Here is a 25,363-nt window from a genome sequence, read left to right as displayed (position 1 = left end):
GGGTGGGCGCAGCGGCACCCCGCCAGCGCGGGCGAACGGCCCCTACGCCGACCCCAACGCACCAGCACAGACGCCCCCGCCTCAGCTACTGCCCCGCCCGCCCCCGCTAAGGCTCCTCCCGCCACCCGTCCCACTCCCCCACGAACTCGTTCAGCTCCGCAGGACCCAGCACCCCACGCTCGTCCCGCAGCAGAACCAGCCACTGCGCATCCTCCGCGTCGTCCTCCCCGGCCAACGCGTCCCGCACCACCCGAGGCTCCTCATCCACCCCGAACCGCTCCCCGAGCGCCTCCACGACCTCCTCGGCCGCGTCACGGTCAGGCAGCACCAGCACATGTCTCACATCACTCACGCGGCCATTCTCCAGCCACGCACCGTCCAGAAGCCGCTCACCCCTACGGCATGACCTGGGCAGCCCCCGCCTTCCGCACCACCGGCACCCGCTCCAGCTCAATCCCGAACCGCTCCCGGTACGCGGTCAACACCTCCTCGTCCTCCCGCAGATGCCGCTCCTGTCGCGTCCCGTCAGGCGCCGTCGTCTTGAACGTCCGCCCGCTCAGCGTGATCCGGCCCCCGTCCTCCGTCACCCGCGAACACACCAGCGACCGCGTGAAGTGCGAGCCCGGCGAGGTGCACTGCCACCACGCCCCGGCGACGAAGTCACCGAGCACCCGCGGCCGCGTCTCCAACCGGTACTCCGGCCTGCCGTTCATCACGACGTCCAGGTCCGCCGCCTCCAGCACCCCGTACCCGCCTTGCACGCCCGCCGCGTCCGGCCCCGCTTCCACGATCCGGAACACGCCCCCGGGATCCTCCTGCTCACCCCGCGCCTCCAGCGCCAGCGGAAAGTGACTGTGGGCCCCGAACCCGACGTCGGCCAGCCACTCGCCCCCGTCGACCGTCCGCACCCGCAGCGCCATGTGGTCGTACGGGATCCCGAGCCGCCCCTCTCCGTCGTACACCCGCCCGGCCAACAGCGTGACCTCGTACCCGAGCGCCGCCAGCAACGCCCCGAACGCGCCGTTCAGTTCGTAACAGAACCCTCCCCTCCGCGCCCCCACCAACTTGTCCAGCAGCCGCTTCTCCTCCAGCACGATCTCCTCGCCGAGGTGGATCGACAGGTTCTCGAAGGGCACGGTCTGCAGATGACGCACATGCAGCTCGCGCAGCACATCGACGCTGGGCCACGCCGGATGCTTCACGCCGAGCCGGTTCAGATAGGCATCAACCTCTGCGGAATTCATGCCCCCAGTCTCCCGCCCCCGCCCCGGTCTCCCGCCCCTGCCCTCGGTCTCTCCCCCAGCCCCCGTTTTCCCGCCCCTGCCCTGGGTCTGTCCCCCAGCCCCCGGTTTCCCGCCCTTGTCCTCAGTCACTCGCCACCCGCAGCCGGCCGCCCTCGCCCACGACGGCCAGCGCCCCGTCCTCGTCCGTCCGCAGCACCGCCGCCCCCAGCGCCCGCAGCGCGGCGACCGTGCCGGGCGCCGGATGCCCGTACGAGTTCTCCCCGCAGGAGATCAACGCCAGCCGCGGCGCCGCCCTCCGTATCAGCGCCGGATCCTGGTACGCCGACCCGTGATGGGCCACCTTCAGCACATCCACCCCGCCCAGCAGCCCACCCGCCGGCGAGCTCAACAGCGCCCGCTGGGACGGGGGTTCGAGATCGCCCAGCAACAGCAACCGCAACCCCGCCACCTCCGCGAGCAGCGTCACGCTGGCGTCGTTCGGGCCCTCCGGCACCGGCGCCGGACTGGGCGGCGGCCACAGCACCCGCCAGGACAGCTCCCCGGTCCGCCGCCGCTCCCCGGCCACGGCCCGCGTCACCGGAATGCCCCGCGCGGCGGCCTGATCGCGGACGAACTCCGCCTGCTCCACCGGCTCCTCGTGCCCGGTCGTCTCGATCGCCCCCACGGCCCGGCCTCTCAGCACCCCCGGCAGACCCGCCACATGGTCGGCGTGGAAGTGGGTGAGGACGATCAGCGGAATCCGGGTGATGCCGAGCGCGCGCAGACAGTGGTCGACGCGCTCGGGGTCGGGTCCGGCGTCCACGACCACTCCGGTGCCCTCACCCGCCGCGAGCACGGCCGCGTCCCCCTGTCCCACGTCGCACATGACCATCCGCCAGCCCGGCGGCGGCCACCCGCTGATCACCCTGACCAGCGGCGGCGGCTGCACGAGGACCAGCACCAGCAGCACCGCCCCCGCCCCGCACCACCACGGGTTCCGCCACAGCCGCCGGCCGACCAGCAGCCCGGCCACCGTGACGAGGAGCAGCAGCCCCGCCCCGGCCCAGCTGCCCGGCCAGTCGATCCCCGAGCCGGGCAGCGCCGCCCCGGTCCGGGCGATGTCCGCGATCCATCCCGCCGGCCAACTCGCGCCCCACGCCAGTGCCTTGGCCACCGGCATCGCCACCGGCGCCGTCGCCAGAGCGGCGAATCCGAGCACCGTGGCCGGCGCGACCGCGAACTCCGCCAGCAGGTTGCACGGCACCGCCACCAGGCTCACCCGCGCCGACAGCACCGCCACCACCGGCGCGCACACCACCTGCGCGGCCCCCGCCGCCGCCACCGCCTCGGCCCACCGCGGACCGAGCCCGCGCCGCCGCAACCCCGCACTCCAGCGCGGCGCGAGCAGCAGGAGTGCCCCGGTGGCCAGCACCGACAGGAGGAAGCCGTAACTACGGGCCAGCCACGGGTCGAACAGCACCAGCAGCAGAACGGCCGTCGCCAGCGCGGGCACCAGGGACCGGCGCCGCCCGGTCGCCAGCGCGAGCAGGACCACGGCACCGCAGGCCGCCGCCCGCAGCACACTCGGGTCCGGTCTGCACACCACGACGAACGCCAGCGTGAGCGCCCCGCCGCACAGCGCGGTCGTCCGCAGCGACAGCCCGAGCCGGGGCGCGAGACCACGGCGCTCCACGAGCTGGGCCGTGCCCGGCGGCCCGATGAGCAGCACCAGGATGATCGTGAGGTTGCTCCCGGAGACCGCGAGCGTGTGCGCCAGGTCGGTCTCCTTGAACGCCTCGTCCAGCTCCGGGGTGATTCGCGAGGTGTCCCCGACGACCAGCCCCGGCAACAGCGCCCGCGCGTCCGCCGGCAGTCCGTCGGTGGCCTCCCGCAGCCCGGCGCGCAACCGTCCCGCGGCCCGCTGCGCCGTCGAGGCCGGTGCCACGACCCGCGGCTCCGCCCCGCCCCGCACCCGCAGCACCGCCGCGATCCGGTCGCCGCCCGTCAACGCGGGCGCCAGCCGCGCGGTCACCCGCAGCCGGGCCGACGGCAGCAGCCCGAGCCAGGGCGAGCCTTGGGACGCCTCCACCACCATCAGCACCGGCGCCCGTGTCACCACCGCCGCTCCCCCGTGGGCCGCCACCCGCCGCACCTCCGCGTCGATCACGGCGGCGGTCGGCGCCACATGGTCGCCCCTGATCCGGGGCCGGGTGAGGCGGGGATCGGAGGTCAGCTCGACTTCCGCGGTCACGGTGGCGTACTGCCGGGCGAGCCCGGGCACGGGACCCCGCCGCAGATCGGCGCCGTGCAGCCCGGCGGAGGCGGCCGCAGCGGCGACGCAGAGCAGGACGGCGGCGACCGACACCTGCGGCCAGGCCGGCCGCCGGGCCCACAGGAGGGCCACCGCGAGGGCCATGGCCCCGGTCCCGACCCCGACGGCCCATCCGGGCGGCGCGTCCAGCAGCAGTGCCGCCGTCGCCCAGGCCGCGAGCGCCGGGGGCACGAGCCGTAGGTCGGTCGGTCCTTCCTGTCTCGGGTGGGAGGCGCCGAGCCGTTTCCCGGAGGCCGCGTGCACCTCCGGCCGCGCGGCCGCGGGGGCGCCCGTCATGGCCGTACGAGATTCCGCAGGTCGGCGAAGCGTCGCTCGCCGATGCCGTTGACCTCGCGCAGCTCTTCCACCGAGCGGAAACCGCCGTTCTGGGTGCGGTGGTCGATGATGTGCTGTGCCAGGACCGGCCCGACCCCGGGCAGGGTGTCGAGTTGTTCGGCCGTGGCCGTGTTGAGGGAGACCGGGGCGGTGGAGGCCGCTTGGGTCAGGCCGCCGGGAGCGGCGGCACCGGGCACTCCGCCCGGCGTCGGCGCGGTCGCGGACGCGGGGGCGCCGACGACGACCTGTTCACCGTCGACCAGGAAGCGGGCCCGGTTGAGCCCTTCGGTCCGCGTGCCGGGGCGCACCCCGCCCGCGGCGCGCAGCGCGTCGTCGACCCGGGAGCCCGCGGGCAGCCGATGGATTCCCGGTTCGCGCACCTTGCCGCTGACGTCCACCACGATCTCGGCACCGGCCGAGGCACCGGCCGACCCACCCGCCGGCCCAGCGGCGGCAGCGCCGGCCACGCCCACGCTCGGTTCGGCGCTCGCCTCCCCCTGTCCGTAGGGAGCCGCCCGGACCACTTCCGGCGCCCGCACCTCCTGCGTCCGCCCGCTCCAGAAGTGCTGTACGGCGAAGCACGCGGCGAGGACGAGCAGCGCCGTGAGTGCGACGACGCTCCGCCGCTCCAGACCGCACCGGGTCTGCACCCACAGGGGAAGCCGCTCCCGCAACGCCAGTCCTGCCCGCCCCCGTCGGCCGTGCCCCGCGCCGGCGACGGGCGGCTCCGGTCGCCCGAACTCCTCCGGACGCTCAGCCTCCGCCGGACGCTCAGCCGCCGAACGCCCGTGCGCTTCCGGCGGCGGCCCATTGCCCGACTCCCGCTCCGCCCCCGCCCGTTCACCGAAGAGCACCTCCGCACGCCGGCGGAGCTCCTCGGCCGGGGCATGGCGTTGCCTCACCCGGCCGGGCGGGCGCTGACGGCGGTTGCGTGTGCGGACGTCGGAGCGAGGACCGCGCCCCGGCCCACTGGCCGCGGCGGATGAACGAGTACGTGATCGAAGTGCCATGCGACGAGGATGGAACACCTCGCCGATCGGCGATGATCTTGCTCAATTCCCGGGGAAAGCAGCCCGGTTGTGGATAACTCCGTCACCCGCACGAGTGAGAAGACGCGAGTGAGCACAGCAGGGCGCGAAGCTCACAGAACGCGAAGCTCACAGGACGTGAAGCTCACCGGGGCGACACCACGACCCCCAGCAGCCCCGGCCCGGTGTGTGCCCCGATCACCGCTCCGACCTCACTGACGTGCAGATCCGCCAGTCCCGGCACCCGCGTCCGCAGCCGGTCCGCCAGCGCCGACGCCCGGTCGGGAGCGGCCAGATGGTGCACGGCGATGTCGACCTGCGCGCCTCCGGCCCGGTCCGCGACGATCTCCTCCAGGCGGGCGATGGCCTTGGACGCCGTGCGCACCTTCTCCAGCGGTTCGATCCGGCCGCCGTTGAGCTGCAGCAGGGGCTTCACCGCGAGCGCCGAGCCGAGCAGGGCCTGGGCCGCTCCGATGCGGCCACCGCGGCGCAGGTAGTCGAGGGTGTCGACGTAGAAGTAGGCGGCGGTGCCCGCGGCGCGCTTCTCCGCCGCCGTGACGGCCTCGTCGACCGTGCCGCCCGTCTCCGCTACCTCCGCCGCGGCGAGCGCGCAGAAGCCGAGGGCCATCGCAATCATGCCGGTGTCCACCACCCGCACCGGCACCGGCGCCTCACGGGCGGCGAGGACCGCCGCGTCGTACGTGCCGGACAGCTCGGCGGACAGGTGCAGCGAGACGATGCCGGTGGCGCCGGACTCCGCGACCCTGCGGTAGGTCTCGGCGAACTGCTCGGGGCTGGGGCGCGAGGTCGTCACAGGGCGCCGCTTCTGCAGTGCCTGGGCCAGGGAGCGGGTCGAGATCTCGGTGCCCTCCTCCAACGCCTGGTCGCCGAGGACCACCGTGAGGGGCACCGCTGTGATGCCGTGGCGCTCCATCGTCCGTGGCGGCAGGTAGGCCGTTGAATCGGTGACGATCGCGACATGGCGGGACATGAGCTGGAGGTTACCTGGCGTAGCGCCCGGGCGGCAGCCCGGGCCCTGTCACCGAAAGCCCGTACGGATCAAGTCGTGCTCTCGGGGCGGGGCTTCTTCTGCCAGGGGTAGACCGGACGCGGGTCCGGCGGGGTGATGGCGGCTCTGGTCGGCTCCTCGGCCGTCCTGCGCTCGGGGGTGTCCGGCCAGGTCTGCTGGGTGGACGGCGCCTCGGGCGCCGGTGCCTCGGGCCACGGCGGAGGGGTGGCGGCGGGTCCGGCCGTCGTGCCCGGCGTCTCCTCGGTCGTCCAGTGCCGCAGCGCCCCGGCCTCCACGTCGATCTGCGCGCTCAGCGAGTCCAGGTCGTCGTCCGCGAACCGGCGGGCCCGGTCCCTGGCCGCCCAGCGCAGGGAGTCCGCCGACGCGACGATGCGCTCGGTGCGCTCGCGCAGGCCAGGCAGCCGCTCGGCGAGGGTCGTCCGGTCCGGTTCGCTCTCCAGGCGCCGCAGCTCGTCGTCGAGTTCGTGGCCGTGGCTGCTGAGCCGCTCGAAGAGGCCGAGGGACTCCTTCAGCGACTCGTCCTCGGCCACGCCCGCGCGCAGCGCCTCCTGGGTGGCGCGCATCGAGGTGCGCAGTTTCAGCCGCAGTTGGGCCAGCTCGCCCACCGGGCCGGGCTGGGCGAAGGACTTGGCGCGCAGGGTGTGGTCCTCGACCGTACGGCGGGCCTGGGTGATCGTGCGGTCCACACCGCGCTTGGCGGCGCCGACCGCCTTCACCGTGGCGTAGGCGCCGAGCACCACGAGGAGCACGAAGAGCAGGGCCACGACTGCGATCACTGCTTCCACAACGCTCCTCCTCGATTCCACGACAGCATGCGCCGCGCTGCTCTCCACGGTAAACGCAGCGGGCAGGCCCGGAGTTCCAGAAGAACCCCGAACCTGCCCGCAGGAATCCCGTAGGGGTCCGCCCCGACGCACCCGCAGTCACGCCCGGAAGCCGAAACGAGCGCTACACGGGGCAGACCGACCGGAGACTACGCCGGGCAGACCGACCGGAGACTGCGCCGGGAAGACCGACCGGAGCCTATGCCGTGACGATGTTCACCAGCTTCGGCGCCCGCACGATCACCTTGCGGATCCCCGCCCCGTCCAGCGCCGCCACGACCTTGTCGTCGGCCAGCGCCACCTTCTCCAGCTCGTCCTCGGAGATGGCGGGCGAGACCTCCAGCCGGGCCTTGACCTTGCCCTTGATCTGGACGACGCAGGTCACCGTCTCGTCCACGACGTACGCCGGGTCGGCCACCGGGAAGTCCCGGTGCACCACGGAGTCCTCGTGGCCCAGCCGGCGCCACAGCTCCTCGGCGATGTGCGGGGCCAGCGGGGCGACCAGCAGCACCAGCGCCTCGGCGACCGGGCGCGGGACCGCGCCACCCGCCTTGGTCAGGTGGTTGTTCAGCTCGGTGACCTTGGCGATGGCGGTGTTGAAGCGCATGCCCTCCAGGTCGCCGCGCACTCCGTCGATCGCCTTGTGCAGCGCCCGCAGCGTGTCCTCGTCGGGCTCGGCGTCGACGACGGTCAGCTCGCCGGTGCTCTCGTCGACGACGTTGCGCCACATCCGCTGCAGCAGCCGGAACTGGCCCACCACCGCGCGGGTGTCCCACGGCCGGGACACGTCCAGCGGGCCCATCGCCATCTCGTACAGGCGCAGCGTGTCCGCGCCGTACTCGGCGCAGATCTCGTCCGGAGTGACCGCGTTCTTCAGGGACTTGCCCATCTTGCCCAGCAGCCGGGAGACCTGCTCGCCCTGGTAGTAGTACGCGCCCTCGCGCTCCTCCACCTCGGCGGCCGGTACGGCGATCCCGCGCGCGTCCCGGTAGACGTACGCCTGGATCATGCCCTGGTTGAACAGCTTGTGGAACGGCTCGGCCGACGAGACGTGCCCCAGGTCGAACAGGACCTTGGACCAGAAGCGCGCGTACAGCAGGTGCAGCACGGCGTGCTCGGCGCCGCCGACGTACAGGTCGACACCGCCGTGCGGCTGTCCCGCGCGCGGGCCCATCCAGTACCGCTCGATCTCCGGGTCGACCAGCCGCTCGGAGTTGTGCGGGTCCAGGTACCGCAGCTCGTACCAGCAGGAACCCGCCCAGTTGGGCATGGTGTTGGTCTCGCGGCGGTACGGGCGGGGACCGCGTCCGTCGCCCAGGTCCAGCGTGACGTTGACCCACTCCTCGTTGCGCGACAGGGGGGTCTCGGGCTGGGTGTCGGCGTCGTCCGGGTCGAAGGTGCGCGGGGAGTAGTCCTCGACCTCGGGCAGCTCCAGCGGCAGCATCGACTCGGGCAGGGCGTGCGCGATGCCGTCCTCGTCGTAGACGATCGGGAAGGGCTCGCCCCAGTAACGCTGACGGCTGAACAGCCAGTCGCGCAGCCGGAAGTTGACGGTGCCCTGGCCGGTGCCGGTCCGCTCCAGCCACTCGGTGATGCGCGCCTTGGCGTCGACCACGCCCAGGCCGTCCAGCGAGACGTCCGCGCCGGAGGAGTTCACGATCTTCGCGTCGTAGGAGACGAAGGCGTCGCCCCAGGCCGACGGGTCCGTGCCGCGGCCGTCGGTCGGCTCGACGACACAGCGGATCGGCAGCTCGAAGGCGCGCGCGAACTCGAAGTCGCGGCTGTCGTGGCCCGGTACGGCCATGATCGCGCCGGTGCCGTAGCCCATCAGCACGTAGTCGGCGATGAAGACCGGGATCCGCTCGCCGTTGACCGGGTTGGTGGCGTACGTGCCGATGAAGACGCCGGTCTTGTCCTTGGCGTCGGCCTGGCGCTCCACGTCGGACTTGGCGGCGGCCTGCGCGCGGTAGGCGGCGACGGCCTCGACCGGGGTGGCGTGACCGCCGGTCCACACGTCGTGGGTGCCCTCGGGCCACTCCTGCGGCGTGAACTTCTCGACCAGCGGGTGCTCCGGGGCCAGCACCATGTAGCTCGCGCCGAACAGGGTGTCGGGGCGGGTGGTGAAGACGGTGATGCGCTCGCCGTCCACGGGGAAGTCGACGCGGGCGCCCTCGGAGCGGCCGATCCAGTTGCGCTGCTGCAGCTTGATGGCCTCGGGCCAGTCCAGCTCCTCCAGGTCGTCCAGCAGCCGGTCGGCGTAGGCCGTGATGCGCATGTTCCACTGGCGCAGCTTGGCCTTGAAGACGGGGAAGTTGCCGCGCTCGGAGCGGCCGTCGGCGGTGACCTCCTCGTTGGCCAGCACGGTGCCCAGCCCCGGACACCAGTTGACCGGCGCGTCGGAGGCGTAGGCCAGGCGGTACTCGCCCAGGACGTCGGCGCGCTCGGCGGCGCTCAGGGCGCTCCAGGAACGCCCGCCGGAGACCGCGCGCTCACCGCTGTCGAACTGGGCGATCAGGTCCGCGATCGGACGGGCCCGGCGAGCCTCCTCGTCGTACCAGGAGTTGAAGATCTGCAGGAAGATCCACTGGGTCCACTTGTAGTAGTCCGGGTCGATCGTGGCGAACGACCGGCGCTTGTCGTGGCCCAGGCCCAGCCGGCGCAGCTGCGCCTTCATGTTCTCGATGTTCGCCTCGGTGGACACGCGCGGGTGCGTGCCGGTCTGCACGGCGTACTGCTCGGCGGGCAGGCCGAAGGCGTCGAAGCCCAGGGTGTGCAGGACGTTGTGGCCGGTCATCCGCTGGAACCGGGCGAATACATCGGTGGCGATGTAGCCCAGGGGGTGGCCGACGTGCAGGCCCGCGCCCGACGGGTACGGGAACATGTCCATGATGAACTTCTTGGGCTTGGCGACCAGGGCCGGGTCCCCCGCCAGGTCACCGCTCGGGTTCGGCGCCGCGTAGGTGCCGTCGGCGTCCCAGAAGTCCTGCCAGCGTGCCTCGATCTCCGCGGCCATGGCGGCCGTGTAGCGGTGCGGCGCGGCCACCTCAGCAGCGGCAGCGGGGTTCGTCTCGCTCATGATCCTCAAAGCTCCATCGATCGTCTCTGCCAGCGGCTGTCACGTTCGGCAAATGAAAAAGCCCCTCGCACAGGAGGGGACGCCGCGCCGAGTCCGGCCACTCGATCCGACGGTGGCCGGTGCTGATCAGCGCGGCTCGCTAAGCAGAAGGCGTACGGCACGCATGGCGTCAGGGTACCGCAGCCGTCGAGCGGGTCGCGACGGACTTCCGGCGCGGCCTGGACCGCCGCGCGGACACCCTCGAACCACTTGTGAAGATTCAGAAAAGCTGAACAACGTTCAATCGTTACCCGGCGTAAGGGCCCCTAGCAGGACAACACAGGCCCCGCATGGCTCATTGATAACAACGCAATAACTCAAATGGCCTACTGGCCGGTTGGGAGCCACTTAGAGTGCGGCGCGGGACCGCTTTACCGAACTGCTCGGAGTTGCCCCCATGAACCCTCGACGTAGTACCAGCTCGCTCCCCCAGCCCGGCCGCTCGGCCTATGGGGTGGCGTCGGCTGTCTTTCTGCTGCTCATACCCGTGGCCGTACTGGTCGGAGGTGACCGGTTCCGTGAGTTCCTGAACTTCGGCGCAGGCGTCCTGTCCCTCGTCTCGCTCAGCTGCTCGGTGATCTGGGGCCTGGTGGCCCAGGACCGGATCTTCCTGAACACGCGCCAGCGGATCATCGGCCAGGCCGTGCACCGCACGACGGCGGTCGCCGCGATCGCCTTCCTGCTCCTGCACATCACGACCAAGATCGCGCTCAACCACACCGAGCTGATCGGCGCGGTGATCCCCTTCTCGCTCGGCTTCACCGGCCCCGAGGGTCTGATCGGCCTCGGCTCCCTGGCCGGCCTGCTCATGATCTTCGTGGGCATCACCGGCGCCCTGCGCGGCGCCTTCGCCTCCCCCGCGCCGGTCGCGGCCCGCTGGCGGGCCATGCACATGCTGGCCTACCCGGCCTGGTGCGCGGCGCTGGTGCACGGCCTGCTCGCCGGCCGCCAGGCCAAGCCGATCTTCGTCATCATGTACTGCATGTGCCTGGTCGGCGTCGGTGTCGCCCTGGCGCTGCGGGCGGCCCCCCGCCCGGTCAAGCGCCAGGTCGCCGACAAGATCGCCGAGATCCTGGGGACCACCGAGGAGCGCTCGGCCCGCGAGGAGCTGGACGCCAGCCGGGCCAGGGTCGCCGAGGCGGCGTCCACGGGCGCGCTCCCCGGCTACGAGACCCAGCGCACCGCCGGGCCCGCCGCCGAACCGGCGAACGGTTTCGCCGCCGCCTACCGCGCCGTGTCCACGCCTCCGCGCCCCCAGCAGTCCTTCGCCGCCGATCAGACCGCCCGCATGGACCTGCCTCTGGACATGCCCCTGGACATGCCTCTGGACATGCAGCCCACCCAGGCGATCCCGCTCATGGACAACGGCGGCAGCACCTCCGGAAGCTGGCCGATCCCCTCGCCCCCGCCCGTGGGCGAGGCGCCTCCGTCGGCCTACGACCCCCTCACCGACACGGGATACAACATCCCGACGTACGGCAATTCGGGCGTCGGCGGGTACGCCGGGAGTGATGTGTACGACACCGGTGAGTCGAACACCCTCTACGGCACGTACAACCCCAACGACACGTACAACAGCGGTCCCGCCAATGAACCACCCTCCGGTGAGTCCTTCGACGCACCGGGTCCGGGCGAACCTTGGAACATGCCTTCCGGAGGCTATAGGTGAACGAGGCCCTGCCCGACGTACCAGAAGTCCGCGTGGTCGGTCTTCCCCAGCTCACGTCGGGCTTCGACCTTGTCGAAAGACTCGATCTGCCCATGCACCTCAAGGTGCACGGGCCGCTCGAACCGATGGGCGGCGAGCAGCTCGCGCAGCTCGCCGAACGCATCAACCTGAAGGGCCGCGGCGGCGCGGGCTTCCCCTTCCACAAGAAGCTGCGCTCGGTCGCCGAATCGGCGATCAAGCGCGGCGTCCGGCCGGTCGTCGTCGTCAACGGCAGCGAGGACGAACCGGCCTGCCGCAAGGACACGGTGCTCATCAACCGTGCCCCGCATCTCATCCTGGACGGCGCGCTGCTGTGCGCCGAGGCCCTGGGTGCCCGCACGCTGGTGGTGGGGGTCACCCGGGAGTCCACCCAGCGCTCCATGGAGGCCGCGCTCGCCGAACGCGGCCTCAGCAACGGCCGCCGATCGGCCCTCCGCGCGCGGGTGCAACGCAATCCCGTACGCATGGTGACCGGAGCGGCGGCCTCGCTGGTCCGGTCCATCGACGGCGGCCCGGCGATCCCGCCCGGCCGCAAGATCAGCGCCTCCAAGAGCGGTGTGGGCGGCGCCCCGACGCTGCTGTCGAACGCCGAGACCTTCGCCCAACTGGCCATCGCCGCCCGCATCGGGCCGGAGCGCTACGGCAACACCGGCCTGTACGACGAGCCGGGCACCGTCATGCTCACGGTGTCCGGAGCGGTCGCGCGGCCCATGGTGATCGAGGTCCCCACGGGCGTCCCGCTGCGCTACGTCCTCCAGCTTGCCGGCGCCCCGCCGGTCCCGCAGGGCGTGCTCACCGGCGGCTACCACGGCAAGTGGATCGACGCGGCGACGGTCAACGAGGCGATCGTCTCGCGCAACTCCCTGGACGCCGTGGGCGGTTCGCTCGGCGCCGGCGCGATCCTGCCGATCAGTCAGGACACCTGCCCGCTCGGCGAGTCCCTGCGCGTCGCCCAGTGGCTGGCCGAGGAGAGCGCGGGCCAGTGCGGCCCCTGCTACCTGGGGCTGCCGGCCGCGGCGCGTGGCCTGGAGGACATCCTCAACGGCGGTGGCCCCGCGGCCCTGGAGGCGCTCAAGCAGGTCGCGAAGAACGTGAAGCGGCGCGGCGCGTGTTCGCACCCGGACGGCTCGGCGATGTTCCTGGAGTCGACCATCAAGGCGTTCACCGACGACCTGGCCGCGCATGTCCTCGGAAACGGCTGCGGACGGCGCGTGGAGGGCGTTCTGCCGCTCTTCGAGGGGGGCAGGGCCCCTACGGGCATCCCGGGCGGCGGAGAGTCCGAGGAGAACGGCCCCAGCCGCCAGAAGATCTACGTCGACTGGACGCTGTGCCGGGGCCACGGCCTGTGCGCCGACATCCTCCCGGAGGTCTTCGAACTCGGCGCCGACGGCTTCCCCACCGTCGCCCAGGCCCAAGTCCCGCGCTACGCGGAGGCGAAGGCCCTCCGCGCGGTCCGCCGCTGCCCGGCGCTCGCCCTGCGCCTGGAGGACCAGACGGAGCGGGCCCCCGCCCGCAACAACCTCCCGGTGCTCTCCCAGGGCCGCGGCCGCCGCGCCCTGGGCCGCTGACGCGACGACCCACAGGGCCGCCCACCATGGGCGGCCCTCACGTCATGTGATCCGCGCACACACGAACGCACCGCACCGCGAACGCAGCCCGAACGCAAAAGACCCCGCCGGATCTTCACGATCCGACGGGGTCCCACTGTGGAGCTAAGGAGAATTGAACTCCTGACCTCCTGCATGCCATGCAGGCGCTCTACCAACTGAGCTATAGCCCCTTGCTTGGTCCGCCCGGGTTTCCTGTCGGTTTCCCCGGCGGCGACGCCAACATTACACGGTCCCCCCGGTGCACCACCAAATCGTTTCCGTTACGGGGCGATACGGGGCTAATGTCCGATTCCGCTGCGACCGCCCGCCCGGCGTCAGGCCGTGACGAACGAATAGAACCGCTTGAGCGTGCAGTGCTCTTCGAGAAGCCGGCCGTAGATCGGCTCGCCCTCGAGTTCGCGGTACGTCTCGATCGGGTCGCCTTTTATGATCAGCGCCCGGGCGCATTCCTCGCACCAGTACTGGTAATCCGGATTGACCGGTTCCATGTCCCGGACGATCGGCGTCCCGCTGCCGCACCAATCGCACTTTCGCCTGTGTGCACCCATCGATCAGCTCCAGCTGTGGCCGCAGGCCGTGCACACGTAGGAAATTCCGCCGTTGTCGCCGAGGACCTGGGCGACATGGACGGAGCCGCAGGAAGGGCAGCTGAGGCGGGTGACCGTGTCCCGTGTCCAGCTTGCGTCGGAGAGGTGGCCGCCCTCTCCGAGGATGCTCGCAGGCATCACTGCTCCCTCCCGTCGGGCCGCGCCCCCTTCCGGCCGTTTGATTCTGCCACGGCCGGGCCAATACGGTCAGCGACGCCTCAGTACCAGTCCGGACACGGCACCCACCGCGGCGGTTCCGGCCAGCGCGAACAGGCACGTGAAGAGCGCCTCCGCAGAGGTATACGCCTCAGAGACCCCGAGTGACTCAAAGCGGCTCAGGAACAGTGTGCCGAATACCGCGACCCCGGTCAGCTGCCCGAGCTGGGTGACCGTGGCGAGCAGTCCGCTGGCGTCCGCCGCGTCCTCCGGCCGCACGGTGGCGAGGGCGCCGGTGAGGGTCGGGCTGAAGCCGAGCGCGAGACCGGCGCCCCCCCCGGCGTACGCGAGGTGCACCAGCGCTCCCCCGTCGCCCCCGCCGTCCAGCGCGAGGGCCACGCCCGCCAGGGACAGCGCGGTGAGGCAGAAGCCGGCCGGGGCGAGAGCGCGCTGCCAGGAGGCGGGCCACCTGCGCCAGGTCAGGCCGACCAGGCCGAAGACGACGGCGGTCGGCGCGAAGGTCAGCCCCGTCCGCAGCGCGCTGTGGCCGAGCCCGCCCTGGAGGTGCAGGGTCAGCGCGAACAGGAATCCGCCGTTCACGGCCATCACCGCCAGGATCCGGAAGGCGGCCGGGCCCATGCCGGGGTGGCGCAGCACCCGGGGAGCGATCAGCGGACTGCCTCCGTGCCGGGCGAGGCGGGACTCGTAGGCGCAGAACAGCGCGAACACCACCGCGGACCCCGCCAGCGACAGCCAGGACCACAGCGGCCAGTCCTGCTCCTGCCCGAGCACCAGCGGCACCGTGAACAGGGACACGGCCGCCCCGAGCAGCACCAGACCCGGCAGGTCGAGACCGCGACCCGCCGGGGACCGCCCCGCCGGGTCCCGCGGCAGCATGCGCCGGCCGAGGACCAGCAGTACGGCGCCGACCGGCACGTTGACGAGGAAGACCGGCCGCCAGCCGGTGCCGAACAGGTCGGCGGCGACCAGGGCGCCACCGAGCACCTGACCGGCCGCGGCCCCGGTCGCGAGGACCGCCGCGTACGCGCCGAGCGCCCGGACCCGGGCCGTTCCGGTGAAGGTGCGCTGGATGAGGCTGAGCACCTGAGGGATCATCAGCGCCGAGCCGGCGCCCTGGGCCAGGCGGAAGACGATCAGCTCGGTGACTCCCTGCGCCAGACCGCAGGCGAGCGAGGCGGCGGTGAACAGGGCCAGCCCGCAGAGGTAAACCCGGCTGTGGCCGAGGCGTTCGCCGAGCCGGGCGCCGGTGATCAGCAACACGGAGTAGGTGATGGCGTATCCGGCGACGACGAGTTGCAAGTCGGCGCCGGAGGCATGGAGTTCGCGGCCGAGAGTGGGGGCGGCCACGTTCACGATGAACACGTCGAGCAGCGCCATGAACTGGGCGCCGAGCAGTACCGCGAGCAGCAGCCGGGGCCGGTTGTCAGTGGCGGGTGCTTCACTGATCGCAGGACTTGAGCCGGGTGCGGGAGCCGGTCCCGTCCGGGGTGTGGTCGTCATGCCGTCGAGCGTGACGACGCTCCGGTACGGGTGCCGAGTGCCCGCTGATGCTGGTACCGACAGCACCTGGCAGGGGGCGGGTCCGACGTCGACGATGGGGGACGTGACGATGGGGACGACACAGCGCCGCCGACCGGAGCTGGCCGCCTTCCTGCGCAGCAGGCGGGCCCGGGTGACACCGCAGGACGTCGGCATGCCGCCGGGCTTACGGCGCCGCACCCCGGGGCTGCGCCGTGAGGAGGTCGCCCAGCTCTCGGGCGTGGGCGTCACCTGGTACACCTGGCTGGAACAGGGCCGCCCGATCAACGCCTCCGCGCAGGTCCTGGACGCCGTCGCCCGCACCCTGCGGCTCGACCCACCCGAGCGGGAGCACCTGTACCACCTCGCCGAGGTGCCCTACGCCCCCGTCCCGCAGGCCCCGGCGCAGACCGTCGGACCGGAGATCAGGGGCATCCTCGACGCGCTGGCACCGCGTCCGGCGGTGGTCTACAACACGCGCTACGACATCCTCGCCGCCAACGCCTCCTACCGGACCGTGTTCGCCTTCTCCGGCGCCACCCGCCTCGACGGGACCGCCAACGCGCTGTGGACGCTGTTCACGGCCCCGGAGGAGAACTGCCCGCTGGTCTTCCGGGACGACGAGCTGCCGGTGATGGTGGCGACCCTGCGCGCCTCCTACGGCCGCCATGCCGGGGAGCCCGTCTGGGAGGACTTCATAGCCGCGCTGTCCGCGGCCAGCCCGCTGTTCGCCCGGCTGTGGGAGAGCGGCGACGTGGCACGGCCCGGACGGCGCGTGAAGGTCTTCCGGCACGCGGAGGCGGGCGAGCTGCGGATGACCTCGGTGTCGCTGTCGATCAACGGCATGCCGGAGTGCCGGATCGTCGTCTACACGCCGGACGACGAGGAGACGGAGCGACGCACGGCCCTGCTGCACGAAAAATCCCGCCCCCTGACGGGGACGGGATTCTGATCCACTGATCTTTGACAACTCAAGAGTGGACCACCCGAGAGTGTCGTTCTGTGGAGCTAAGGAGAATTGAACTCCTGACCTCCTGCATGCCATGCAGGCGCTCTACCAACTGAGCTATAGCCCCTTGCGTTCTCCCTGCTCGGCCGGGCGAACAAGAAGAACTTTAGCCTGCGACCTGCCAGAAAGTGAAATCCGGGTCCGGGCCGTCCGTCGGGCCCGTCAGTCGTCGTCGCCGAGCACCGGCTCCGGCAGGGTGCCGGCGTTGTGCTCCAGCAGCCGCCAGCCGCGGGCGCCTTCGCCGAGGACGGACCAGCAGCAGTTGGAGAGACCGCCGAGGCTCTCCCAGTGATGCGCCTCCAGGCCGAGGAGACGCCCGATGGTGGTGCGGATCGTGCCGCCGTGGCTGACCACGACGAGCGTGCCGTCGTCGGGCAGCTTCTCGGCGTGCCGGAGCACGACCGGAGCGGCGCGGTCGGCGACCTCGGTCTCCAGCTCACCGCCGCCGCGGCGGACCGGCTCACCGCGCTTCCACGCGGCGTACTCCTCGCCGTACCGGCCGATGATCTCCTCGTGCGTGAGCCCCTGCCAGACGCCCGCGTAGGTCTCGCGCAGGCCCTCGTCGTGGGCGACCTCGAGGCCGGTGAGCGCGGCCAGCTCGTCAGCCGTGTTCGCGGCGCGCTGGAGGTCGGAGGCGACGATCGCGTCGGGCTTGAGGGAGGCCAGCAGCCGGGCGGCGCGGCGGGCCTGGGCGACGCCGGCCTCGGTGAGGGCGACGTCGGTGGAGCCCTGGAAGCGGCGCTCCACGTTCCACGAGGTCTGACCGTGCCGCCACAGGATGACGCGGCGACCGCGGCCGGGCCTGCCGACGGTCACCTCGCCGGTGGCGCTCATCGCCACTCACCGTCCGGCTCGGTCGCCTCCTCGGCGGCCTGCAGCTTGGCGTGCTCCGCGGCCTTGCCGCGGGTGGCCTTGGCGTCCTCGGGCAGCTCCAGCTCGGGGCAGTCCTTCCACAGCCGCTCCAGGGCGTAGAAGACACGCTCCTCGCTGTGCTGGACGTGGACGACGATGTCGACGTAGTCGAGCAGGACCCAGCGGGCCTCGCGGTCGCCCTCGCGGCGGACCGGCTTGGCGCCGAGCTCCTTCTGCAGCCGCTCCTCGATCTCGTCGACGATCGACTTGACCTGGCGGTCGTTGGGCGCGGAGGCCAGCAGGAAGGCGTCGGTGATCGACAGCACGTCGCTGACGTCGTAGGCGATGATGTCGTGCGCGAGCTTGTCGGCGGCCGCCTGAGCGGCGGTGTTGATGAGCTCGAGGGAACGGTCAGTGGCGGTCACTACAAGGCTTTCCGTCGGCGGTCGATAGGACTCAAGGGTCTCACGACCGCCGACGACGCCCCACGCGATTGTTTCTCCGGCCGGGCTCCGGCGAACCGGGCCCGGCCGGAGGGTCGCTACGACGACGGCTCGTAGTCCTGCCCGAGGACCACCGACACGTTCGCGTTCGAGGTGACCTTGCCCTTCGAGACCGCGCTGGTTGGCAGGCCCAGGGTCTTGGCGACCTCGGTGGCGTTCTCCTTGTCGGCCGCGTCGGTGTAGACGACCTTCGAGGCGGACTGGGCCGCCGAGGCGGAGCCGCCCTCCAGGAAGGTGAAGCCGCCGTTGAGGAGCACCACGCGGGCCTTCTCCGTGTTGTCCTTCACACCGGTGGCGTTCTGGACCGAGACCCGCACGGCCGCGTCCTTGTCGGGGCTCTTCGCGGTGCCTCCGAGGACGTCCTTGACCACGCTGGCGCTGGTCTCGGCGCTCAGCGTCCCGTCGCCCTGCACCGGCAGGAGGGCGGTCTTGTAGTCGCCGCCCTTGGCAAGGTCGGCGAGCTTGGCCAGGAAGGTGCCGAGGTCCTTGTCCGTCATGGACGGGTCCAGGATCTGCTGGAGCGTCTGCACGGTGACCGTGGCGGCCTGCGCGTCGGAGGACAGCTTGCGCAGCACGCCCTGCATGACCTGCCCGAACCGCTCCAGCTGGGCGTTCGGGGCCTCGCCGGAGCCGCGGTAGGTGGCGTAGGCGACGGCCATCTTGCCGCTGAGGGTCTGGTCCTCGCCCTTCTTCACCAGGGGCGAGGCGCCCTTGGACTTGGCGGCCGGGTCGGGTACGTCGGTGTTGGTGTCGACGTCGATGTTGCCGACGAGGTCGACCAGGTTCTGCAGGTAGGGGGTGTCCAGACGCCAGGTGCCCTGGATCTCGGTGCCGAGGACGGTGTCCAGCGACTCGCGGGTGCCGGAGGAGCCGTCGTCCTCGACCGACTTGGCGAGCGTGGTCGTGGTGCCGTCGTCACCGCTCAGGGCGAGGGAGTTGGGCAGCAGGACGGTGGTGCCCTGGCCGGTGGTGGTGTTGTCGACCAGCAGCGCCGTCGCGGTGTCACCGCTCTTGGTGTTGTGCAGGTGGACGACGACCACGTCCCGCTTCTGGGCGCCGACGGCCGTCGCGGCTCCGCCCTTGTCGTCGGAGGAGGTCAGCCCCGGCAGCTTTCCGGCGTACCAGAGGTAGCCGACGCCGCCGACGGCGCACAGCGCCAGGACGACGACGAAGGCGACGACCCGGCTGCGGGCCCGGCGCCTGGCCTCCTCGCGGCGCTCGGTGCGGTTCTCGGTGAACGCCAGCCAGTCGATGACGTCCTCGGAGTCGCCGTCGGGCTCCTCGACGAAGGCGAACTGCTCGGTGCGGTAGTCCCGTTGGTCCCGCGCCGGCTCCTCCGGCTCCTCCACGGGACCGGCCTGCTGCGGGATGTAGGCGGTCTGCTCGGCGACCCGAGGCTGCTGCCCACTGCTCGCGGCCTGCCCGTAGGGGTCGTACGAGGAGGCCGTACCGCCCGGGCCATAGGGGTCGTAGCCGTCGTAGGAGTCGTACGGCTGCACCGGCTGCTGCTGACCGGTCGCGTACGGGTCGTAGCCGTACCCCTGCTGAGCGTAGGGGTCGTACGGCTGCTGAGGGGGCTGCTGCGGGACCGGCCGGTACACCGGCTGCCCGTACTCGTCGTAGCCGACGAGCTCGTACTGCTGGTCGGCCCCGTACTCAGCGCCCCCCGCGTCGTATCGGTCGTTCACCGGTGCCCCTCTCGGCTCACTCGCCGCGGTACAGCTCGCGCTTGTCGATGTAGCGCACGACTCCGTCCGGCACCAGATACCAGACCGGGTCGCCCTTGGCGACTCTCGCACGGCAGTCTGTGGAGGAGATGGCGAGCGCGGGAACCTCGACCAGCGAGACCCCGCCCTCCGGGAGACCGGGGTCGGCCAGGTGGTGGCCGGGCCGGGTGACCCCGATGAAGTGCGCGAGGGAGAACAGCTCTTCCGTGTCCCGCCAGGTCAGGATCTGGCCGAGGGCGTCGGCGCCGGTGATGAAGAACAGGTCGGTGTCGGGGTTGAGCGCCTTCAGATCGCGCAGGGTGTCCGTGGTGTAGGTCGGGCCGCCGCGGTCGATGTCGATGCGGCTCACCGAGAACTGGGGGTTCTCGGCGGTGGCGATGACCGTCATCAGATAGCGGTCCTCGGCCGGGGAGACCTTGCGGTGGGTCTTCTGCCACGGCTGCCCGGTCGGGACGAACACCACCTCGTCCAGGTGGAACTGCGCGGCGACCTCACTGGCCGCCACGAGGTGCCCGTGGTGGATCGGGTCGAAGGTTCCGCCCATGACGCCGAGCCGGCGCTTGCCGGGGTTCGACGGGCCGTTGTTCGGGCCGGTAGGCATGTCCTGCTCTCCCATGCGTGCAGACCCTACCGGCCCGACCCATGAGCCTCGCCCGCCAGACCCCCTGGGGAACGTCCGGGGCGGGCTCGGCGCCGGCTCAGCGGTCGCGGTTGAAGCGGGTGGTGACCCACAGCAGCAGCATCAGGATGACGAAGGCAGCGCCTCCGGTCACCAGCGGTTCGAGGCTCTCGTGATTGCCGCCGCCGTGCTCTCCGCCCTCGGAGGCGAGGGTGACCAACTGGGCAGCGGTGCTGTGGAAGCTCATCTTCGGCAGAACCTTCGGGTGTGGGCGGGATAAAGATGTCGGCTCATCGTAAGCGGGCGGCTCCGCGCCGATCACGCCGACTCCGCCGTTGGGGCACCGCGAGCCGGGACCGGCACCGCGCCGATCATCGGGCGATCCGCCGCCGATCATCAGGCCGTCCGCCACCGATCACCGGGCAGTCGCCCGCCGATCGCCGGGCGATCCCGCGCCCAGGCAACTTATCCGGCGCCTCATTCGTCCTTCGACTTGTACCCCCGCAGCAGGAACCACGCGGTCAGGACACAGCCCAGGATCATCACGACCAGGACGACCCGGAGCAGATTCCCCGCCCCTTGTATCTCGGCCGCGCTCGCGGCCTCGGTCAGCCAGGCGGCTGCGGGATGGTGCTCCATGGCGTGGGACTCCTTCGCTGTACTGCCCGTCCACGGTAACTCCGCCTAGGCTGGAGCCTGCTCAGGGGGCCCGAAGGGGCCGCGGCACGGCCACACAGACGCACATGGGGGATCACATGTCCGACGACGGCCACCAGCAGGGCGGGCACGAGAACGTGCCGAGCAGGCAGCGCAGGCGCTTCCCCGGCATCTCCTCGCGTGCGTACGAGCACCCGGCCGACCGCAGTGCCCTGGTGGCGCTGCGCAAGCTGAGCGGGTTCGACACCGTCTTCAAGGCGCTGAGCGGCCTGCTGCCCGAGCGGAGCCTCAGGCTGCTGTTCCTGTCCGACTCGGTGCGGGTCTCGGACCAGCAGTTCGCGCACCTCAACGACATGCTGCGGGACGCCTGTTACATCCTGGACCTGGAGAAGGTCCCGCCGATGTACGTCAACCAGGACCCGCAGCCGAACGCGATGTGCATCGGCCTGGACGAGCCGATCATCGTGGTCACGACCGGGCTTGTCGAGCTGCTCGACGAGGAGGAGATGCGCGCGGTCGTCGGGCACGAGGTGGGGCACGCGCTCTCCGGCCACTCGGTGTACCGGACCATACTGCTGTTCCTGACCAACCTCGCGCTCCGGGTCGCCTGGATCCCGCTGGGCAACCTCGCTGTCATGGCGATCGTGACCGCGCTGCGCGAATGGTTCCGCAAGTCGGAGCTGTCCGCGGACCGGGCGGGCCTGCTGGTCGGTCAGGACCTCCAGGCCTCGATGCGCGGCCTGATGAAGCTCGCCGGCGGCAACCATCTGCACGAGATGAACGTGGACTCGTTCCTGAAGCAGGCCGAGGAGTACGAGGCCGGGGGCGACCTGCGCGACTCCGTGCTGAAGATCCTGAACGTGCTGCCGCGCTCCCACCCCTTCACCACCATCCGGGCGGCCGAGCTGAAGAAGTGGTCCGAGTCCCGCGACTACCAGCGGATCATGGACGGCCACTACCCGCGGCGCAGCGAGGACAAGGACACCTCGGTCTCGGACTCGTTCCGGGATTCGGCCTCGCACTACGCCACGCACGTCAAGACCTCCAAGGACCCGCTGATGAAGCTGGTCTCGGACATCGCGGGCGGCGCGGGCGACCTGGGCGGCCGGGTGCGGCGGGGCTTCGGAGGCTTCACCGCTTCGGCGCCGCCGAGGGACTCGTCGTCGAGGGACTCGTCGCCGAAGGACTCCTCGCCGCGGGACTCCTCGCCGAACGACCAGCCGCCGACGGACACGCCACCGCGTGACGGCGAGTAACAGCGCAGAGGCTCACCTTCAGCGCAGAGGCTCACACCTTCGGCTGGGCGCTCGCCGCCAGTGAGCCGCACAGCGCCGTCGCGCTGCCCGTCGCGTAGGGGTCCGACCCGGCCGGGCCGCCCGCCTTCGCGGTCTGCCCGGCGAGCAGCGGGCGCAGGCGGTTGGCCGAGTCCTCGGAGCAGGACATCGGGCCCGCCTGGACGTAGGAGACGATCAGCTGGGCCTGGCCCATCCGCAGGTCGTCGCGGTCGAAGCGGAAGTGCAGCTCGCGCCGGACGGTGAACAGGGACGCCTCGGCCCGCGCTCCGGAGCCGGCCGGACGCAGGGCGTACACGAAGGTGTGGTCCGCGCTGACCTCGAGGGTGGACGAGTCGGTCTCGGCGGCGGCGAGCGTGCCCTGGACGCGGATCTTGCGGTCGGCGAGTTCGACGGCGTTCGGGTCGAAGCGGACCAGCCAGCCGGTCGGGGCGTGCCGGCCGTCCGCGGTGGGGTGGTCGAAGCTCTGGTCGAACTGGTCGAGTTGGTCCGGGTCGAGCAGGACCCGCACGGGCCGGACCTGGTCCCCGGCGATCACCTCGGGGTAGAGCGCGGAGCGGACGATGTAGTCCTTGGCGATGCTCAGCGCGCTCACGACCTGGCCGTCCGAGAAGTGGGCGGTGCGCCGGGAGGCCGGCAGCGGTACGCCCTCGGCACCGATCCGGTACTGGGCGGCGGGGCTGTGCGCGTACAGCGCCTCGGTGTCGGTGGAGCCCGGCACCTTGCCCTGCGGGGCGAGCGGGATCACGGTCATCCGCAGCGGCTCCACGGGCTGCGGCTCCGGCGGGGTCTGGTAGGGGTGCCGTACCCCCATGTAGATCGCGGTGCCGAAGGCGACGGCGATGAGCACGACGAGGATCAGCGCCTGCCGGGACAGGCCCCGGCGCAGGGGCGGACGGCGGCGGACGGCCGGCGCGTGATCGTCGATGCGCTCCTGCGCGGAGAACTCCTGGAGGCGGGCAGCTCGGACGAACGACTCGTCGAAAACGACGGATCGGTACTCGTCCTCGCCACCGCCGGGTCCGCCCTCGGGTGTCCCCTCAGGTGGGTCTCCAGGCCTGCCCATATCTTCAGGGTAGGTCGCGGGGCGCTCAGGTAAACGCCCTGCTGTACGACAAGTTCTGACAGGTCCTCACCAGAAATGGCGGGTTCCGGCCGGGGTCCGCTCAGGGCAGTCGCGGGACTGCCGAGATGGCCGGCTGGGAATGGTCGGCGGAGGCGGAGGGTGACCCCGCTCCGCCCTGTTCCAGGCCGGTCGAGGAGGGCGGCGGAACCTGCTCCCGGTTGCCCGAGGAGGCGCCGCGGTAGACCGCGGTGAAGGCCAGCGCGACCATGCCGATGCCCATCAGCAGGGCGAGCATCCAGGCCACGGGGCGGTGCCAGCGGACCACCTGTTTGCCGTAGGTGCCCGGGGCGCCGTAGCGGCCGTCCAGGACCCCGGTGTCGTCCAGGTCGTCGAAGTCCGGATCATGGCCGAACCCGCGGGGGTCCTCGGCGCCGTATCCGTCCTCGTACCGCTCGCCCCCGCCGTGGGCCCGGCGGGCCTCCGCCTCGGAGGCCTCGGCTCTGGCCTGGGCAGCGGCCAGGAGGCGTTCGACGGCGGTCGGCTCGTGCAGCGTCGCCGCCTGTACGAAGGCCTCGTCGAAGACCACGGAGGCGAACTCTTCGTCCGACACCCCGCGGTCGTGGTCGTCGTCGGGCTCCCAGCCGTCCGGGAACGGCGTGCCCCCCACGTCCTCCGGCACGGCTCCAGAGTAGTCCTGGGGGGTCAATTTGGGCAGACCGTATGGAAATTCATCCGTCCGGCGGGCCGTCGCTCGTGCGGCTTTCGAGCGGCGCACGGGTACGCGAGGGGCGCGTGCCCCCCGCATATGCGCCGCTCAAACCGCTCGGGCGACTCTGACCGCTCAGGCGCTCACAGCCCGCACGGGGATCAGCGCCGGATGTGCCCGTCGCCGGTGACGATGTATTTCGTGCTGGTCAGCTCCGGCAGGCCCATCGGACCGCGGGCGTGCAGCTTCTGGGTGGAGATGCCGATCTCCGCGCCGAAGCCGAACTGGCCGCCGTCGGTGAAGCGGGTCGAGGCGTTGACCGCGACCGTGGTGGAGTCGACCAGCTGGGTGAAGCGGCGGGCGGCCTGCTGCGAGGTCGTCACGATGGCCTCGGTGTGGCCCGAGCTCCACAGCCGGATGTGCTCCACGGCCTTGTCCAGCGAGTCGACGACCGCCGCGGCGATGTCGTACGACAGGTACTCCGTCTCCCAGTCCTCCGGCGTGGCCTCCACCACGGTGGCCCGGGAGTCCTTGGCGTACGCCATGACCCGCTCGTCGGCGTGCACGGTGACCCCGGCCTCCGCGAGGGCGTCCAGGGCCCGCGGCAGGAACTCGGGGGCGATGTCCTGGTGGACCAGGAGGGTCTCGGCGGAGTTGCAGACGCTGACCCGGTGGGCCTTGGAGTTGATCAGGACGTCGACGGCCGTGTCGAGGTCGGCCTGCGCGTCGACGTAGACATGGCAGTTGCCGGTGCCGGTCTCGATCACCGGGACCGTGGACTCGTTGACCACCGTCTGGATCAGCGAGGCGCCGCCGCGCGGGATGAGGACGTCGACGAGGCCGCGGGCGCGCATCAGCTCGCGCACGCTCTCCCTGCTCTGGCCCGGCACGAGCTGTACGGCGTCGGCGGGCAGCCCGGCGCCGCCGACCGCGTCCCGGATCACCCGGACGAGGGCGCTGTTGGACTCGTAGGCGGAGGCGGAGCCGCGCAGCAGGACGGCGTTGCCGGACTTCAGGGCCAGGGCGGCCGCGTCGACCGTCACGTTCGGGCGGGCCTCGTAGATGATGCCGACCACGCCGAGCGGCACGCGGACCTGGCGCAGGTCGATGCCGTTGGGCAGGGTCGAGCCGCGGACGACCTCGCCGACCGGGTCGGGCAGCGCGACGACGTCCCGCACGTCGGAGGCGATGGCGCGGACCCGCTCCGGGGTCAGTGTCAGCCGGTCGACGATCGACTCGCTGGTGCCGGCCTCGCGGGCGGATGCGATGTCCTTGGCGTTGGCCTCGACGATCTCGCTCGTGCGGACCTCCAGGGCGTCCGCGATGGCGAGCAGCGCGTCGTCCTTGGCGGCCCGCGGCAGCGGCGCGAGGTCGGCCGCGGCGGCCTTGGCGCGGTAGGCGGCCTGGGTGACCGGGGTCATCGAGTCGTACGGCGAGAGCGTGGTCATGAGGGAAGGGTAGTGCG

Annotated in this window: 23 protein-coding genes and 2 tRNA genes; 4 read left to right on the top strand and 21 right to left on the bottom strand. The window is 71.8% G+C overall.

The window, feature by feature from the left end:
- Positions 1 to 106: 106 nt before the first annotated feature.
- The 7 genes from AC068Z_RS23015 to leuS form a co-directional block, all read right to left on the bottom strand.
- Positions 107 to 352 carry a hypothetical protein gene (locus AC068Z_RS23015; protein WP_478558489.1) on the bottom strand — a complete coding sequence of 82 codons (246 nt, stop codon included), beginning with the start codon at positions 350 to 352 and terminating at the stop codon, positions 107 to 109.
- Between the two features lie 43 nt (positions 353 to 395).
- Positions 396 to 1,244, bottom strand: a complete 849-nt coding sequence (locus AC068Z_RS23010) for an arylamine N-acetyltransferase family protein (protein ID WP_478558486.1) — start codon at positions 1,242 to 1,244, stop codon at positions 396 to 398.
- Between the two features lie 121 nt (positions 1,245 to 1,365).
- Positions 1,366 to 3,831: a ComEC/Rec2 family competence protein gene (locus tag AC068Z_RS23005; protein WP_478558483.1), complete on the bottom strand. Its 2,466-nt coding sequence runs from the start codon at positions 3,829 to 3,831 to the stop codon at positions 1,366 to 1,368.
- Positions 3,828 to 4,544, bottom strand: a complete 717-nt coding sequence (locus AC068Z_RS23000; protein WP_478558480.1) for a ComEA family DNA-binding protein — start codon at positions 4,542 to 4,544, stop codon at positions 3,828 to 3,830. The genes AC068Z_RS23005 and AC068Z_RS23000 overlap by 4 nt, the downstream gene beginning before the upstream one ends.
- Before the next feature lie 499 nt (positions 4,545 to 5,043).
- Positions 5,044 to 5,889 (bottom strand): DegV family protein, encoded by an 846-nt coding sequence (locus tag AC068Z_RS22995; protein WP_478558477.1) that lies wholly within the window; start codon positions 5,887 to 5,889, stop codon positions 5,044 to 5,046.
- Positions 5,890 to 5,957: 68 nt separating this feature from the next.
- On the bottom strand, positions 5,958 to 6,713 hold the full coding sequence (locus AC068Z_RS22990; RefSeq protein WP_478558474.1) for a hypothetical protein: 756 nt from the start codon (positions 6,711 to 6,713) through the stop codon (positions 5,958 to 5,960).
- Between the two features lie 238 nt (positions 6,714 to 6,951).
- Positions 6,952 to 9,828 carry a leucine--tRNA ligase gene (gene leuS, locus AC068Z_RS22985; RefSeq protein ID WP_478558471.1) on the bottom strand — a complete coding sequence of 959 codons (2,877 nt, stop codon included), beginning with the start codon at positions 9,826 to 9,828 and terminating at the stop codon, positions 6,952 to 6,954.
- 436 nt (positions 9,829 to 10,264) lie between these two features.
- Here leuS and AC068Z_RS22980 point away from each other — a divergent pair, with 436 nt between their 5' ends.
- Positions 10,265 to 11,536 (top strand): cytochrome b/b6 domain-containing protein, encoded by a 1,272-nt coding sequence (locus AC068Z_RS22980; protein WP_478558468.1) that lies wholly within the window; start codon positions 10,265 to 10,267, stop codon positions 11,534 to 11,536.
- A complete protein-coding gene (locus tag AC068Z_RS22975) occupies positions 11,533 to 13,143 on the top strand; it encodes an NADH-ubiquinone oxidoreductase-F iron-sulfur binding region domain-containing protein (protein WP_478558465.1) in 1,611 nt (536 codons plus the stop codon). The genes AC068Z_RS22980 and AC068Z_RS22975 overlap by 4 nt, the downstream gene beginning before the upstream one ends.
- 139 nt (positions 13,144 to 13,282) lie before the next feature.
- Here the strand turns inward: AC068Z_RS22975 and AC068Z_RS22970 are convergent.
- From AC068Z_RS22970 to AC068Z_RS22955, 4 genes are all read right to left on the bottom strand, one after another.
- Positions 13,283 to 13,355, bottom strand: a tRNA-Ala gene (locus AC068Z_RS22970).
- A gap of 144 nt (positions 13,356 to 13,499) precedes the next feature.
- Entirely contained in the window at positions 13,500 to 13,733 is a 234-nt protein-coding gene (locus AC068Z_RS22965; RefSeq protein WP_003976229.1) for a hypothetical protein, read from the bottom strand.
- 3 nt (positions 13,734 to 13,736) lie between these two features.
- A complete protein-coding gene (locus tag AC068Z_RS22960; protein ID WP_478558462.1) occupies positions 13,737 to 13,910 on the bottom strand; it encodes a hypothetical protein in 174 nt (57 codons plus the stop codon).
- A 69-nt stretch (positions 13,911 to 13,979) separates the two neighbouring features.
- Positions 13,980 to 15,344: an MFS transporter gene (locus AC068Z_RS22955; RefSeq protein WP_478558649.1), complete on the bottom strand. Its 1,365-nt coding sequence runs from the start codon at positions 15,342 to 15,344 to the stop codon at positions 13,980 to 13,982.
- A gap of 214 nt (positions 15,345 to 15,558) precedes the next feature.
- On the opposite strand from AC068Z_RS22955, the gene AC068Z_RS22950 reads away from it, so the two are divergent.
- On the top strand, positions 15,559 to 16,419 hold the full coding sequence (locus tag AC068Z_RS22950) for a helix-turn-helix transcriptional regulator (RefSeq protein ID WP_478558459.1): 861 nt from the start codon (positions 15,559 to 15,561) through the stop codon (positions 16,417 to 16,419).
- 51 nt (positions 16,420 to 16,470) lie between these two features.
- Here AC068Z_RS22950 and AC068Z_RS22945 read toward each other — a convergent pair.
- The 7 genes from AC068Z_RS22945 to AC068Z_RS22915 all read right to left on the bottom strand — a co-directional run bounded on the left by AC068Z_RS22945 (position 16,471) and on the right by AC068Z_RS22915 (position 20,816).
- Positions 16,471 to 16,543: transfer RNA gene (locus AC068Z_RS22945), tRNA-Ala, on the bottom strand.
- A gap of 95 nt (positions 16,544 to 16,638) precedes the next feature.
- Complete coding sequence (locus AC068Z_RS22940) at positions 16,639 to 17,310, bottom strand: histidine phosphatase family protein (protein WP_478558456.1); 672 nt, start codon at positions 17,308 to 17,310, stop codon at positions 16,639 to 16,641.
- Complete coding sequence (gene rsfS, locus AC068Z_RS22935; protein ID WP_478558453.1) at positions 17,307 to 17,753, bottom strand: ribosome silencing factor; 447 nt, start codon at positions 17,751 to 17,753, stop codon at positions 17,307 to 17,309. The genes AC068Z_RS22940 and rsfS overlap by 4 nt, the downstream gene beginning before the upstream one ends.
- A 116-nt stretch (positions 17,754 to 17,869) precedes the next feature.
- Positions 17,870 to 19,519, bottom strand: a complete 1,650-nt coding sequence (locus tag AC068Z_RS22930; protein ID WP_478558450.1) for an LCP family protein — start codon at positions 19,517 to 19,519, stop codon at positions 17,870 to 17,872.
- Between the two features lie 16 nt (positions 19,520 to 19,535).
- Positions 19,536 to 20,174 carry a nicotinate-nucleotide adenylyltransferase gene (nadD, locus tag AC068Z_RS22925; protein ID WP_478558447.1) on the bottom strand — a complete coding sequence of 213 codons (639 nt, stop codon included), beginning with the start codon at positions 20,172 to 20,174 and terminating at the stop codon, positions 19,536 to 19,538.
- Between the two features lie 82 nt (positions 20,175 to 20,256).
- Complete coding sequence (locus tag AC068Z_RS22920; RefSeq protein ID WP_451723917.1) at positions 20,257 to 20,424, bottom strand: hypothetical protein; 168 nt, start codon at positions 20,422 to 20,424, stop codon at positions 20,257 to 20,259.
- A gap of 230 nt (positions 20,425 to 20,654) precedes the next feature.
- Positions 20,655 to 20,816, bottom strand: a complete 162-nt coding sequence (locus tag AC068Z_RS22915) for a hypothetical protein (protein ID WP_478558443.1) — start codon at positions 20,814 to 20,816, stop codon at positions 20,655 to 20,657.
- 116 nt (positions 20,817 to 20,932) lie between these two features.
- On the opposite strand from AC068Z_RS22915, the gene AC068Z_RS22910 reads away from it, so the two are divergent.
- Positions 20,933 to 22,090: a M48 family metallopeptidase gene (locus tag AC068Z_RS22910; protein WP_478558440.1), complete on the top strand. Its 1,158-nt coding sequence runs from the start codon at positions 20,933 to 20,935 to the stop codon at positions 22,088 to 22,090.
- Positions 22,091 to 22,121: 31 nt separating this feature from the next.
- Here AC068Z_RS22910 and AC068Z_RS22905 read toward each other — a convergent pair whose 3' ends face one another.
- The 3 genes from AC068Z_RS22905 to AC068Z_RS22895 all read right to left on the bottom strand — a co-directional run bounded on the left by AC068Z_RS22905 (position 22,122) and on the right by AC068Z_RS22895 (position 25,346).
- Positions 22,122 to 23,192: an SCO2583 family membrane protein gene (locus AC068Z_RS22905; protein ID WP_478558437.1), complete on the bottom strand. Its 1,071-nt coding sequence runs from the start codon at positions 23,190 to 23,192 to the stop codon at positions 22,122 to 22,124.
- A gap of 100 nt (positions 23,193 to 23,292) precedes the next feature.
- The gene (locus AC068Z_RS22900) at positions 23,293 to 23,871 is read right to left on the bottom strand and encodes an SCO2584 family spore wall biosynthesis protein (RefSeq protein WP_478558434.1); all 579 of its coding nucleotides are present in this window, start codon (positions 23,869 to 23,871) and stop codon (positions 23,293 to 23,295) included.
- Between the two features lie 188 nt (positions 23,872 to 24,059).
- The gene (locus AC068Z_RS22895) at positions 24,060 to 25,346 is read right to left on the bottom strand and encodes a glutamate-5-semialdehyde dehydrogenase (RefSeq protein WP_478558431.1); all 1,287 of its coding nucleotides are present in this window, start codon (positions 25,344 to 25,346) and stop codon (positions 24,060 to 24,062) included.
- Positions 25,347 to 25,363 lie beyond the last annotated feature (17 nt).

It is taken from the genome of Streptomyces sp. NPDC043726, from assembly GCF_056436565.1.
Note: the sequence above shows the minus strand (reverse complement) of the source record. Positions and strands in the feature narration are given on the sequence as shown.

What these genes read in the sequence shown, in the direction of transcription:
- AC068Z_RS23010 (WP_478558486.1), bottom strand. Translation starts at nt 1,244, where the DNA reads ATGAATTCCGCAGAGGTTGATGCCTATCTGAACCGGCTCGGCGTGAAG.
- AC068Z_RS23005 (WP_478558483.1), bottom strand. Translation starts at nt 3,831, where the DNA reads ATGACGGGCGCCCCCGCGGCCGCGCGGCCGGAGGTGCACGCGGCCTCC.
- AC068Z_RS22995 (WP_478558477.1), bottom strand. Translation starts at nt 5,889, where the DNA reads ATGTCCCGCCATGTCGCGATCGTCACCGATTCAACGGCCTACCTGCCG.
- leuS (WP_478558471.1), bottom strand. Translation starts at nt 9,828, where the DNA reads ATGAGCGAGACGAACCCCGCTGCCGCTGCTGAGGTGGCCGCGCCGCAC.
- AC068Z_RS22980 (WP_478558468.1), top strand. Translation starts at nt 10,265, where the DNA reads ATGAACCCTCGACGTAGTACCAGCTCGCTCCCCCAGCCCGGCCGCTCG.
- AC068Z_RS22965 (WP_003976229.1), bottom strand. Translation starts at nt 13,733, where the DNA reads ATGGGTGCACACAGGCGAAAGTGCGATTGGTGCGGCAGCGGGACGCCG.
- AC068Z_RS22960 (WP_478558462.1), bottom strand. Translation starts at nt 13,910, where the DNA reads ATGCCTGCGAGCATCCTCGGAGAGGGCGGCCACCTCTCCGACGCAAGC.
- AC068Z_RS22950 (WP_478558459.1), top strand. Translation starts at nt 15,559, where the DNA reads ATGGGGACGACACAGCGCCGCCGACCGGAGCTGGCCGCCTTCCTGCGC.
- AC068Z_RS22940 (WP_478558456.1), bottom strand. Translation starts at nt 17,310, where the DNA reads ATGAGCGCCACCGGCGAGGTGACCGTCGGCAGGCCCGGCCGCGGTCGC.
- nadD (WP_478558447.1), bottom strand. Translation starts at nt 20,174, where the DNA reads ATGGGAGAGCAGGACATGCCTACCGGCCCGAACAACGGCCCGTCGAAC.
- AC068Z_RS22920 (WP_451723917.1), bottom strand. Translation starts at nt 20,424, where the DNA reads ATGAGCTTCCACAGCACCGCTGCCCAGTTGGTCACCCTCGCCTCCGAG.
- AC068Z_RS22915 (WP_478558443.1), bottom strand. Translation starts at nt 20,816, where the DNA reads ATGGAGCACCATCCCGCAGCCGCCTGGCTGACCGAGGCCGCGAGCGCG.
- AC068Z_RS22910 (WP_478558440.1), top strand. Translation starts at nt 20,933, where the DNA reads ATGTCCGACGACGGCCACCAGCAGGGCGGGCACGAGAACGTGCCGAGC.
- AC068Z_RS22905 (WP_478558437.1), bottom strand. Translation starts at nt 23,192, where the DNA reads ATGGGCAGGCCTGGAGACCCACCTGAGGGGACACCCGAGGGCGGACCC.
- AC068Z_RS22895 (WP_478558431.1), bottom strand. Translation starts at nt 25,346, where the DNA reads ATGACCACGCTCTCGCCGTACGACTCGATGACCCCGGTCACCCAGGCC.